This is a genomic window from Nocardia fusca NBRC 14340 (assembly GCF_001618425.1).
Taxonomy (GTDB): domain Bacteria; phylum Actinomycetota; class Actinomycetes; order Mycobacteriales; family Mycobacteriaceae; genus Nocardia; species Nocardia fusca.
This window is the reverse complement of the sequence record NZ_BDCU01000050.1, coordinates 85121-97412: the sequence shown is the minus strand read 5'-3', so window position 1 is coordinate 97412 and position 12292 is coordinate 85121. Positions and strand designations below refer to the sequence as shown.

Below are 12292 nucleotides of genomic sequence, written 5' to 3'. Positions count from 1 at the left end.
CACGGTCGCGCTCATACCGGGTGCGCTGCCGGAGCGCCGGTGCCGTCCGGGGCGGGTTCGCCGTTCACCCAGTTCGAGTCGGGCAGCATCGTGATGGCGTGCACCGGGCAGTCGAGCAGAGCGCGGGTCACCGCGGCCTCGTCGGCGGGTGCGATGGCCGGGCCGCCGGCCAGCACGGCATAACCCCAGTCGTCGAGGGGGAAATGGTCGGGAGCGTGTTTGGCGCAGAGGCCGAATCCGTCGCACCGGGTGCGGTCCAGTTTGATCTTCACAGCACTACCTCCGTGGCCACCCGGTAGGGGGCGTGGTCGAGCGCCGGACCCCCCGCGCAGTCCGGGCATTGGTTGTCGAGATGGGCGGCGACCTCGCGGGGGAACCGTTCCAGCAGACTCGCCGCGGTATTGCAGGCGGCGTCGAGGGTGCCGCAGGCCCCGCGTCCGCGCAGCACGGTCGCCCAGCGGCGCAATCGGTGCAGATCCTCGCCGCCGGCCAGGCCCTCGGCGAGGGCGGTGGCCGCCGCGGCCATGGCCGCGGTGCCGTTGAAACAGGACCCGCACTGGCCGGCGTTCTCCCGGTCGAAATAGTTCAGGACTCCGGCGGCCACCGCCACCGGGCATTCCGCGGTGATCAGGGCGATCGCCCCGCAGCCCAGTCCCGCACCGGCGCGGCGTAGGGTTTCGTGATCCAGGTTCAGGTCCGCGACGGTGCGGTCCAGCAGGCCGGTGAAGTATCCGCCGATCAAGGCGCCGCGCAGCTCGGATTCCGCGACCCCGTGCAGGGCGAGCAGATCGGCGAACGGAAGTCCGTGTGGCAGTTCGTAGAGCGTGGGCGGGTGTCCGGCGGCGGTGACCGTCGCCAGGAAGGTGCCGGGGGACAGCGCGGTGCCGGCGGCCCGGTACGTATCGGCGCCCCAGCGGTCCAGGAACGGCAGATTGGCCAGCGTTTCCACATTGCTGACCAGCGTTGGAAGTCCGGCGACACCGGCCTCGAAGGGGCGCGGAGGTTTATCGGTGGGTTTGGCGGGGCCACCGTCGATCGCCTGTACCGCCGCGGTCTCCTCCCCGGCCACGTACCCGGGATCGACCTGCACCACAGCGATCTCGGGTCCGTCGGGTAGCGCGCCGCCGAGTTCCTCCAGGGCGGCGCCGATACACCGCGCGGCTTCCGGGTCGGAGAGGTAGACGTATCCCCGCCGCGAACCGACCAGCGCCGCCGCCAACCGTAAACCGTCCAGCACCAGGTGCGGCCGGTGGCGCAGCAGCCAGCGGTCCTTGAACGACGCGGGCTCGCCCTCCTCACCGTTGGCCACGACCACCGTTTCTGTCCACCCTGCGGGTGCGCCCGCGCCCGCCCGGCTGCCGCCGCGCACACCGGCGACCTTCACCGCGAACGGGAATCCCGCGCCGCCCCGGCCGCGCAATCCGCTGCGCTCGACCTCGTCGGCCAGCGCCGCGACCGACCCGACCGGGCGGTAGCCGCCCCGGTCCCGGTATTCGTAGGCGGTCTCCGTCCCGCCGCCGGTGAGGAGCAGGCGTGGGTCGCTACCGGGGTAGGGGACCACGGTGAGGCCCCCGGCCGACGAGAAGATGTGCTGCATCGTCCCTCCTGAGTGGGCGCGGCGTCCGGCCGCGGGTATCGGGCGCGGCTGCGCGTTCGCTGCGGAGGCGCCGAACCCGGCCGCGCGGGTTAGGCTGGAACGCATGCGAACTGCGGTGCTGCGGGTGAACGTGGACCCGGCCGGTGCACTCTCCGCCGACTCGCTGGTCCGGGGTATGGCCGAGCTGGCCGCGGGTCTTGCCGAGTCCGGCGCCCGGATCCTGGACCGGGACCTGACCGCCGCCCCGCGCGGTCGCCGGGAACTGCAGGTGCTGCTGGACACCGCCGACGCCGCGGCCGATACCGAGCGGCTGGTCGCGGAATGCGCGCGGGTGTTCGGTACGGCGGCGGCGCCGGGCATGATCACCTATGTGAGTCGCGGTACCGATGCCGACGCCCACGGGGTTCTCGCGGGATTCGGGCTCACCGGGGAGATCGTCCGGGTGCCGGGCACCGAGGGTTACGACATCCTGCAGGTGCTGCTGCGCGAATCCGATCTGGAACGGATTCCGGAGAGCCGGATCCACACCGCGCTGGAGGCGTCCACCAACTGCGAGGTCCGGATCCGGACGGTCTGAAGGCGCGGGCGGCCCGGTCATCGCTCGCCTAGGAACTTCAGGATCTGCGGCGCCGCCAGCACCCAGGTATCGAACATGTTGTACTGCTGCACCCGGCCCTGGGCCCGATCCTCCATCGCCCGCTCCCAGGCGTCCTCGGGCCACGGTGGGTCGATGAGGGTGGACCCCTCGATCAGGCAGCTCACCTCGAGCGAGGTCCGTTTGGGGTGATCCAGGTCGTTCGCCCCGCCCCGGATGATGAGGGTGGGCACCCGGATCCGGTCGAACATCTCGTCGTCCACGCCCGGAATCGTCTGCCCCGGCTTCGGTACGTAGGCATTGAGCCAGCGCAGCGACAGTTTCACGAACTCGCCCGGGTCCAGCGACCGCAGCCGCTGCTCGTTGTCCGGGTTCTCCGCGATCCGTTCCCGCCACTCCCGCATCCGCAGCAGCCCCTCGACGCCCAGCCCCCGCACCGCCTGCAGGCTGGGCAGCACATAGTAGGCACCGAGATTGAAGGTGCCGTAGACCCCGCCGACGATATTCCACAGCACGAGATCGGTGACCAGGTCCGGATACAGCATGGTGGTGAGCATCGAATCGCGGGCGCCGCCGGAACCGCCGGCCAGGATCACCGGACCGGTGTCGAGTTCGGCGAGCAACCCGGCCAGGGTTTCGGCGCGCATATGCGATTCGGTCCGCCCGTAGAACTGGATATCGGAGGCGCCGCAGTTGGGCCGGTCCCACAGCAGTACCCGGTACCCGCCGCCGGCCAGTGCCTCGGCCAGCGGCCGGAGCCCGGGAATATCCTTGCTGTACCGGCCGCCGGGGGTGAGCACGATGAGACCCCCGGTCGCGCCGAGTATCTCGTAGACGACCTTGCCGCCGTTCACCGTTACCGCGGGCATTGCACACTCCTGGAAGGGTTCGGGGAGTGGACCGGGGTGGGCACTCCCGCGGCCGGCGCAACGGGCGCGGCCGGGTCGTCGTACGTTTCCGGCGGTGCCGGATCAGGCGGTGACCAGCACGTCGTCGCCGACCACCCGCACCGGATAGGTGCGGATACTCCATTCGGGTTTCACCGCGGTGGTACCGGTGGCCAGTTCGAAACCCCACTGGTGCCACGGGCAGTAGATGAATTCGTTGTCGCGCACCATCACCGAATCGCCGGGGACCGATTCGTCGACCACCGTGCGCCCGCGGGCCCGGCCCGCGCACAGCGGGCCGCCCTCGTGCGGACAGTAGTTCGCGATGGCGTAGAAGGTGCCGTCGACGTTGTAGACACCGACCCCGTGCCGGCCGATCGGCACCACCTTGGAGGATCCGGGCGGGATCTCGTCCACGGTGGCCACCACGTGCTCGCGGCCCTGGGCGAGCCGGATCGGTGCGCCTTCGGCCGGCCCGGGATGTCCGGTGCCCGCCGACTGTATGCCTTCGCCTTTGCCGCTCACCGCGGCCGGCTCGCCCGGTACGGGACCCGCGCCGGGCGTCTCGATTTCCTCCGCCATCAGTGCACCCGCATCTGTCCGGGCAGCGCCGGTACGGTCTCCGGCAGGTGGTAGGTCTCGATACCGTTGCGGAACATGACGTTCTCCCGGGCCGCGGCCGGCAGATGTTTCACCAGCCAGCGCGGGTCGTCGAAGGTCCAGTGCGGATAGTCCGAGGAGTACAGCAGGATCTTGTCCGCTTCCATCCATTCGAACGCCCGGGTGAGTTCGGTCTTGTCCTCCGGATAGTCCAGCGGCTGGGTGGTGAACTTGATGTGTTCCTTCACGTATTCGGAGGGCTTGCGCTTGATCGACAGGAACGACCCGCGCGCCGCGTAGATCGCGTCCATCCGCCACATGAGCGGCAGGATCCAGGTGAACGCGTGCTCCACGAAGACGATGCGCAGCGCCGGGAACCGATCGAAGACCCCGTCGAAGATCAGGCTCATGATCTGGTTCGCCGCCAGCAGCGAGTAGGTGACCATGAAATCGTGGTTGTAGCTGGGGAAACCGACCGGCGGCATGGGCATGGTCTCGTAGGCGCCACGACTGAGGTGGCAGCTCACCGGCAGCTCGTGTGCCACCGCGGCGGCCCAGATCGGATCGTAGCGGGTATCGCCCCACGACGGGCGGGGTTCGGCCTTGATGAGGATCTGCGCCATGTATTCGTGCCCGGCCCAGTGCTCGATCTCGGCGACCGCGGCCCGCGGATCGTCGATGGCCACACAGATCGAACCGCGCCAGCGCCGATGCCAGTTGTTGTGCGCGTCCAGCCATTGCGCGTCCAGCCACCGGTTCACGGCGGTGGCCATCGCGGCCGTCGCCTCGGGCAACCGGGTCGCCTTCACCGTCGGTTCGAGGATGACGATATCCGAGCCGGCCTCCATGATGAGCTGGCGGAACGCCATATCGGGGTCGCTACCGGGAAACTCACCGTCTGCGGGGAAAGTGTCCACCCGCATGGCCTTGGAATGGGCGTAGTCCGGCGCGTCGTAGATGATGGTGTCGCCGACACGGTGACTGAGGAAGAACGAGGTACGCCACGGTTCCGGGATGTGGTCCACCAGGTCACCCCGCCGTGGGACCGGATGGACATCGGAATCGACAACGCGTACCGGAACCATCTCCGTGGCGGGGACCCGCGTCAGATCCTGTGCGGTGGTCATAGCACCTCCTCGAGCACTGTGGCGGAATCGGGCGCCCGCTGTAGCAGCAGCATCAGCCGACCGCGGTGACCGCGTCGATATCGATGCTGTACAGGGCGGCGGCATTGCGCCAGTACAGTTTTTCGCGCTGCTGCGGGGTCAGCGCGGCGGGCAGGGTATCGGTATCGCCGCTGTGCCAGTGCGGGTAACTGGACCCGAACATCACCATGTCGTCCTTACCGGTGAAGTCCAGCCACTCGGCGGCGTACGGCGCATCGCCGGGGCCGTCGATCGTGGCGTGCACGAAGTACACGTGGCCGGGCAGATAGTCGCTGGGCATCCGCGGTGCCCAGGGAGTTTGTTCGAGGTGGGGCCGGCCGAAGGTGTCCATCCGCCAGGTGAACGGGGTCAGCAGATCGGCGCCGCCGTCGGCCCAGACGAATTGCAGTCCCGGGTACCGTTCGAACACGCCCTCCGCGATCATGTTCATGAGGTGGTAGAGGTAGTTCAGCCCCATGAACCCGTAGTACTGCTCGTAGCTGCGCGCATGCCCGGACGGGGTCGGTGGCAGACCGATACTCTCTCCGGTCTCGATATGGACGGCGACCGGTAGATTCGCCGTTGCCGCCGCCTCCCACAGCGGCCAGAACTGCGGTTTTCCGTACAGTTCGCGCGATTGCAGCGGTATTCCGAGTTGCACGATGCGCGGATGGTCGCCGAGGCGGTCGATCTCACGCAGCGCGCCGCCGAGGTCCTCCGGATTCACCCGCAGGGTGCCGCGGAAACGATCGTGGTGGGTGCCGTTGTCGAGCCAGCGCGACACCATCATGTCGTTGTGGGCGGACAGGACCGCGGTGGTGAGATGGCGGTCGGGCAGGATACCGCGGGTCATCGGATGCAGGATCGCGACGTCCACGCCGCGTTCTCCGAAGAGCTGCTGCCCCACGAACTCCGGATCCGACCCGGGATAACCACGATGCGGTCCGCGCGCGCCTTTCACGTACTCGCCACCGGGTGCGCCGTACCAGTCCATTTCCGCGTCCGGGATACCGCGGCTCTTGAACGGTTCGTTCAGGTAGGAGCGCATATCGTCGTTGGAGCGGAAGAAGATGTGCACGCTGGTATCGATCACCGGAGTGCGGGCGCCGTCGGGCAGGTCCTTCATCGCGGTTCCTCGTCGGAGAAGGAAAGGCCGGCCGAACCCCGCGGTATCGACCGGCCCTTCTCGGTCAGTACTCGAAGTCGATCACTGCGGCAGCGGGCCGCTCGGTCACCGGCGCGGCAAGGCCCTGTTCGTCGCAGATCCGCTGTAGGTGGTCCAAGGTTTCGTCCAGGCTCGGGCCCAGCCGTTTGCCAGGTGTGAACGTGGCCGGCAGATTCCGCATGCCCTGGATGACGCCGATGGTGTCGTAGTGCACCGTGCCCGCCGGATCGCATGTGTAGTCCGGCATCCGATCCAGTACCGCGAGTAGCATGGACTTGAACACCGTGCGCGCCACATTCGAGCCGATGCACCGGTGTACCCCCAGCCCGAAGCTGAAGTGCCGGTTGCCTTTACGATCCATGATGATCTCATCGGCATCCGGGAAGATGGTCTGATCGCGGTTGGCCATCGCCCAGGACAGCCACAACCGCTCGCCCTCTTTGAACTCGGTGTTCTGGTAGGTGCAGTCGTCGGCGATGGTGCGTCCGTCACCCGGGGCGGGTGTGAAGAAGCGCAGGAACTCCTCGGTGGCGGAATCGAGCAGTTCGTCGCGATCACGGCTGAGTTCTTCGCGCCGGCCCGGGTTGTCCGAAAGCCACTCCAGGGAGTGGGCGGTGAGCGCGGTGGTGGTGTCGAAGCCACCGCCGATCAGGAGACCGATCATCCCGAGCAGTTCCATATCGGGTGCCGGCTCGCCGTCGATACGCAGTTCGGTGAGCGCTTTGATCAGGCCGGGACGTGGGTTGGTCTTGGCCTCGTGGAGACTGGTGAGGATATCGATACCCATGGTCCGGTGCATTTCGGCGACCCGGGGGGCGTCCGGGGAGTCCTCCGGGGTGTACACCGAGGCGTGTACCGGATCGCTGTACACCGACCACTTCTTCAGCGGAATCCCCAGCATGGCCAGGGTCAGTACGGCGGGGACGATATTGGCCAGATCGTCCACGAAATCTATCCGGCCCGTTTCGATCTTCTCGTCCAGACTCGCCCGGACGATCTCGTCGATGAACGGCTGCCAGCGTTTCACCGCGGCGGGAGACAGATACGGATTGAGAACCGAGCGGTAGATGCGGTGTTCGGGCTCGTCCATCTCCAGCATGCCGCCGCGCACCATCGCGGCGCGCTGCGCCTTCGGAATCGAGATGCCCTGGTATCCGCGCCGTTCGTTGTGCACGTCGTGGTCGACCGACACCTCTGGGCAGCGGGCGAGTTCGAAGACCGCGTTACCGCCGGCGGCGACCCAGTGCCCGTTGTAGGTATCCGACCACGCCACCGGGCATTTCGCGTGCATCTCGTGGGTGATCTGGGTGAACTGCTCGCGGTATTCGGGGGTGTGCCGATCGAAGTGGTACCGGTTCTGCTTGCGCTGGTCGTTATCCGTAGAAGTCACGGTCTGTAGTCCCTCTGCTGATCACTGGGTGCGGCGAACCTTCGCCGGGGCCCGGAACTCTGCGCCGCTCCGGGAGTCGGATGCCGACTCGCCACCGGTGTGGCGGCGCGCGCAACGATCGCCTGCGTGCGCGCGCCGCCGGCACCGGCGTGGCCGGGCGGGGTCAGAGTTTGTGGTCGTACCACTTCAGGTAGCCGCCGGCGTCGACGCGCAACTGCATACCGGTGACGAAGCGGGCTTCGTCGGAGACGAGGAACAGGATGGCGTTGGAGATGTCGACCGGTTCGATCCACGGTGTCTTCATGGCCTGCTGGACATAGAAGGCCGGTTCCGCGTCGGCGCGGGTCGGGTTCTCCAGATCGGGCCGGAACGAGCGGTACATCGGCTCGCTCTGCAGCATATCGGTGTTGCAGTTGGTGGGGTGGACCACGTTGGCGCGGATACCGCGGGGGGACAGGTGCCGGGCGATATCGAAGACGTAGTAGGACAGGGCGCGCTTGGAATGCACGTAGGCCATACCGCCGAGATCCGAGCCGGGGTTGTCGACCTTGCTGGTGTCCACCATCGCCGCGGTGGAGCCGGTGGCCACGATGGAGGCGCCCTCGCCGAGATGGGGGAGGGCGGCCTGGATGGCGTTGATGGTGCCGACCAGGTTCGTATTGATGACATCGGTCCACGCCTGGATATCCGGTTTGCCCTTCATCCCCGCGACACCCGCCTGGGCGATCACGATATCGAGCTTGCCGAACTCCGCGACGCCCGCGTCCAGCGCGGCTTTCAGGGCGACGGCGTCACGGACATCGGTCTGGGTCGCGATGATGCGGCGGCCGGTCTTCTCGACCAGGCGCACGGTTTCCTCGAGATCCTCGGGCGAGGCCAGCGGGTAACCGATGGTCGACATGTTCTGGCAGAGGTCGACCGCGATGATGTCGGCGCCTTCCTCGGCCAGTCGTACGGCGTGGCTACGGCCCTGACCGCGCGCGGCGCCCGTGATGAATGCGACTTTGCCCTCAACACGTCCCACAGCATTCCCTTTCGATCTGTTTTCGGGAGTCACCTGCCCGGTGTGCCGGACCACCGGGAACGGCAGCGGGCACGGGGCAGGGTGCGCGGCGAGCGCCGCGCGTCGATCCGGCCGCGGCCCCGATTCGGTGTCGACCCAGCACCGCCGGGTACCGGCTGCGGATATACGGCTGTTCTCGTATGCGAAAAGAACTGCGTTTTCGCATACGAGAACGGTACTCTACCTTTGGGCTCGGCGGCAAGGTTTCACAAGAAGCCTGGTCGATGGACCGACTTCCGGCCGAGGTGGCAATTCGGCTGCTGAGATCCGGTAATGCGCTCGGCTCGGGGGAGCCTGGGGCGATTTTATCGTTCGCCTTGATAGAGAATTCCATTTTCACCAGTCGGCGGATACGACTCCGACGCGCTCGCGCGGGTGCCTCGTACGGGGTTGCCGAGCATCCGCCGGCGCGGAAGGGGTGAACCGTTATGTCCGACCGGCATATTCGAGGTGGGGTCCGGTGACCCGGGTGGTGGCCGACGAACTACGCGCCCGGTATATCGCCGAGGGCTGGTGGACCGGCGACACCATGGGCGATCTGCTGAGCCGCGGCCTGGCCGCCGCGCCGGCGACCGAGTTCCGGGTGCATTCCGAGGTGCGGCCCTGGCGGGGAACGTTCGCCGAGGTCGAACGGGTGGCCCGACGGCTGGCCGCGGGTCTGCGGGCTCGGGGTGTCGGCCCCGGTGATGCCCTGGCGTTTCAGCTGCCGAACTGGATGGAAGCCGCGGCGACCTTCTGGGCGGCGTCGTTCCTGGGTGCCGCGGTGGTGCCGATCGTGCACTTCTACGGGCGCAGTGAGCTGGGCCATATCCTGCGGGTCGCCCGGCCGAAGGTTTTCATCACCATGGCCGAGTTCGGTCGTACCGTGCACGATCCGGAGGTCTGTGCCGAGGTGCCCGTCGTGGGCGTGGTGGGGCGCGATTTCGACGATCTACTCGCCGACGACCCCATGCCGGGTGTGCTGCCCGCAGACCCGGCCGGCCCGGCGCTGATCGCCTTCACCTCCGGGACGACGAGCGCGCCCAAGGGCGTCGTGCACAGCCATCAGACCCTCGGCTGCGAATCGTTGCAGCTCGCGGAACGGAACAGGGAGGCCCGTGGAGACCAGTTGACCGCCACCCCGGTGGGTCACTTCATCGGAATGGTGGGCGCCTGCCTACTCCCGGTGCTGCACAGCCGGCCGGTGAACCTGCTCGATGTCTGGGATCCGGGCCGGGCGCTGGCGCTCATGCGATCAGACGGGCTCGTGGTGGGTGGCGGCCCACCGTATTTCGTCACGAGTATGGTCGAGCACCCCGACTACACCCCGGAGCATCTCGCGCATATGCGCTATGTGGGGCTCGGTGGGTCGGCGGTGCCGGCTGCCGTGACGCGGATGCTGACCGATCTGGGCGTGATCGCCTTCCGTGCCTACGGCAGTACCGAGCATCCGTCCATCACGGCCTCCGCGCTCGACGCCCCCGCACGCGAGCGGCTCACCACCGACGGCCGCCCGATGCCGGGTGTGGAGATAAGGATCGCCGCGGACGGCGAGATCCTCAGTCGCGGACCGGATCTGTGCCTCGGCTACACCGATCCCGAGCTGACCGCGCGGGCGTTCGACGCCGACGGCTGGTATCACACCGGCGATATCGGGGTCCTGGATGCCGACGGCTGCCTGACCATCACCGATCGCAAAGCCGATGTGGTGATCCGCGGCGGCGAGAACGTGGGCGCGCGCGAGGTCGAGGATGTGCTCGATGCCATGCCGCAGGTCGCGGAGTCGGTGGTGATCGCCCTGCCCGACGAACGGTTCGGGGAGGTGGTGGGCGCGGTGCTGCGGCTCCGGCCGGGATACGAGCTCCCGTCCCGGGCGGAGGTGCGGGCCTTCTTCGAACGCGCGGGAGTGGCGCGGCAGAAGTTTCCGGAGCTGTTGTTCGAGGCCACGGACTTCCCCCGCACCCCCAGCGGCAAGATCCAGAAGCATTTGATCCGAGAGGGTATTGCGGCAACCATCCTGCGAGAATAATATTCTCAAAAAGGGAGATTATCGTTTTACTCGCGCCGGCCCGGCCCGTGCTCCGCACGGCAGCCCGCCGGGCCGGCGCCTCTCCGCCTGCTCGCCGAAAGGACAGCGCAGTGCCATCGCATCAGCCATCGGCTGCCGAATCCGATCCGTCGAACACCTGGGACGAGGAGGCCGACGTAGTCGTTCTGGGCAGCGGAGCCGCCGGGCTCACCGCGGCCCTCGCCGCGGCCGTCGAAGGCGCGTCGGTGGCACTGTTCGAGAAGGCGGCCACGATCGGCGGAACGAGTGCGGTGTCCGGCGGACTGGCCTGGATTCCCGCACACGCCCGGGCGGACCGGGAACTCGGCGTCACCGACGCACTGGCCTATCTGAACGCACAGTCCCTGGATTCCATGGACGACGAACTGGTCGAAGTGTTCGTCCGCACGGGTGCGCGGATGCTCGACTTCGTCGAAGAACACAGTGCCGTGAAATTCGAGGTGGCCGACGGGTTCCCGGACTACAAGCCGGAACTGCCGGGCGGTCGGCCCGCCGGCGGCCGGTCGCTGGGGCCCGCCGCCTACGATCTGGCCCGCCTCGGCGCATGGCGCGACCGGATCACCACGTTCCCGCTCGACTGGAGCAATGTCGGATTCGACGCCGAGACCCGGGCCCGGCTGCGGGCGGTACTCGGGGACGCCTCGGCCGATATCCGTGTGGCGGGTCAGGCGCTGGTCGCGGGGCTGCTCGACGGCGTGCTCGCCGCCGGGATCACCCCGCGCACCGGAGCCCGGGCCGTGGAATTGCTCGCCGCGGACGGCGCGGTCACCGGAGTCCGGGTCGAGATCGAGGGCAGCCGGCACACGGTTCGGGCCCGCCGCGGCGTGGTCCTCGCCACCGGCGGGTTCGAATGGGATCCCGGCCTGGTCAAAGCCTTTCTCCGGGGACCGATGACCGGTCCGGTGTCACCGCCGAACAACACCGGCGACGGACTGCGGATGGCCATGGCGCACGGCGCCGATCTCGGGAACATGGGTGAGGCCTGGTGGGTCCCGGTGGTACAGCTGCCCGGTGACACCATCGACGGCCGGCAACGCAGCCGCAGTGTCCGGCTGGAACGGACCCGGCCGCGCAGCATCATCGTGAATCGGGCCGGTGCGCGGTTCGTCAACGAAGCGGCCGAGTACAACGCCATGGCGGGCGCCTTCCACTACCTGGACCCGCGCGGCGGCTATGTGAACAACCCGGGCTGGATGGTGTTCGACGCCGAACATCTGCGCCGCTACGGATTCCTGGGCGTCGAACCCGGCGGTGTCGCACCCGACTGGTTCTGCGAATCCGCCGACCTCGCCGAACTCGGCGCCCGGACCGGTATCGACCCCGAAGGGCTGCGGCGCACCGTCGCCGCCTGGAATCGGGCCGTCGCGGAGGGGTCCGATCCCGATTTCGGCCGGGGTGCCAGCGAATACGACGGCTACTGGGGCGACCCGGACGCGGAAACGGTCGCCGGGCGCACGCTGGGACCGATCGATACCGGCCCCTACTACGCGGTCCCGGTGACCGTGGGTGCCATGGGCACCAAGGGCGGCCCGCGGACCGATCGCGACGCGCGGGTCCGGCACGTCGGCGGTGCGGTGATCCCCGGGTTGTACGCGGTCGGTAATGCGATGGCCGGCGTGACCGGGCGTGCCTACGGCGGTGCCGGCGGGACCCTCGGGCCCGCAATGGTCTGGGGTCTGCGCGCGGGCCATCACGCGGCCACCGGTGAATCGGTGAAGTACTCCAGCGAATACGAATGATCGGGCGGCCCGGTGGCCCCGGGCGGCGTCGCGGTGCCGGGGCCGGTGGACAGAGCGGAAGGTA

At 68.3% G+C, this 12292-nt stretch carries 11 protein-coding genes; 3 read left to right on the top strand and 8 right to left on the bottom strand.

Translation table 11 applies throughout. From position 1 onward, the window contains the following. Positions 1 to 11 precede the first annotated feature (11 nt). Both NF4_RS29660 and NF4_RS29655 read right to left on the bottom strand, forming a co-directional pair. Positions 12 to 272, bottom strand: a complete 261-nt coding sequence (locus NF4_RS29660) for a ferredoxin (RefSeq protein WP_063130682.1) — start codon at positions 270 to 272, stop codon at positions 12 to 14. After that, entirely contained in the window at positions 269 to 1597 is a 1329-nt protein-coding gene (locus NF4_RS29655; protein ID WP_063130681.1) for an NADH-ubiquinone oxidoreductase-F iron-sulfur binding region domain-containing protein, read from the bottom strand. The genes NF4_RS29660 and NF4_RS29655 overlap by 4 nt, the downstream gene beginning before the upstream one ends. A 103-nt stretch (positions 1598 to 1700) precedes the next feature. On the opposite strand from NF4_RS29655, the gene NF4_RS29650 reads away from it, so the two are divergent. Continuing rightward, positions 1701 to 2174, top strand: a complete 474-nt coding sequence (locus NF4_RS29650) for a hypothetical protein (RefSeq protein WP_063130680.1) — start codon at positions 1701 to 1703, stop codon at positions 2172 to 2174. Positions 2175 to 2191: 17 nt separating this feature from the next. Here NF4_RS29650 and NF4_RS29645 read toward each other — a convergent pair whose 3' ends face one another. The 6 genes from NF4_RS29645 to NF4_RS29620 form a co-directional block, all read right to left on the bottom strand. Beyond that, positions 2192 to 3061, bottom strand: coding sequence for an alpha/beta fold hydrolase (locus NF4_RS29645; protein WP_063130679.1), 870 nt, complete (start codon positions 3059 to 3061; stop codon positions 2192 to 2194). A 102-nt stretch (positions 3062 to 3163) separates the two neighbouring features. Further along, complete coding sequence (locus NF4_RS29640) at positions 3164 to 3535, bottom strand: Rieske (2Fe-2S) protein (protein WP_157120678.1); 372 nt, start codon at positions 3533 to 3535, stop codon at positions 3164 to 3166. Between the two features lie 125 nt (positions 3536 to 3660). After that, the gene (locus NF4_RS29635) at positions 3661 to 4806 is read right to left on the bottom strand and encodes an amidohydrolase family protein (RefSeq protein WP_063130678.1); all 1146 of its coding nucleotides are present in this window, start codon (positions 4804 to 4806) and stop codon (positions 3661 to 3663) included. Between the two features lie 52 nt (positions 4807 to 4858). Beyond that, positions 4859 to 5950 carry an amidohydrolase family protein gene (locus NF4_RS29630; protein WP_063130677.1) on the bottom strand — a complete coding sequence of 364 codons (1092 nt, stop codon included), beginning with the start codon at positions 5948 to 5950 and terminating at the stop codon, positions 4859 to 4861. A 64-nt stretch (positions 5951 to 6014) separates the two neighbouring features. Continuing rightward, positions 6015 to 7379 (bottom strand): cytochrome P450, encoded by a 1365-nt coding sequence (locus NF4_RS29625; protein ID WP_063130676.1) that lies wholly within the window; start codon positions 7377 to 7379, stop codon positions 6015 to 6017. A 163-nt stretch (positions 7380 to 7542) separates the two neighbouring features. Further along, the gene (locus NF4_RS29620) at positions 7543 to 8403 is read right to left on the bottom strand and encodes a mycofactocin-coupled SDR family oxidoreductase (RefSeq protein ID WP_063130675.1); all 861 of its coding nucleotides are present in this window, start codon (positions 8401 to 8403) and stop codon (positions 7543 to 7545) included. 499 nt (positions 8404 to 8902) lie between these two features. Between NF4_RS29620 and NF4_RS29615 the strand changes: the two genes are divergently transcribed. Both NF4_RS29615 and NF4_RS29610 read left to right on the top strand, forming a co-directional pair. Next, positions 8903 to 10450 (top strand): AMP-binding protein, encoded by a 1548-nt coding sequence (locus NF4_RS29615; protein WP_063130674.1) that lies wholly within the window; start codon positions 8903 to 8905, stop codon positions 10448 to 10450. Positions 10451 to 10560: 110 nt separating this feature from the next. Then, entirely contained in the window at positions 10561 to 12228 is a 1668-nt protein-coding gene (locus NF4_RS29610; protein ID WP_063130673.1) for an FAD-dependent oxidoreductase, read from the top strand. Positions 12229 to 12292 lie beyond the last annotated feature (64 nt).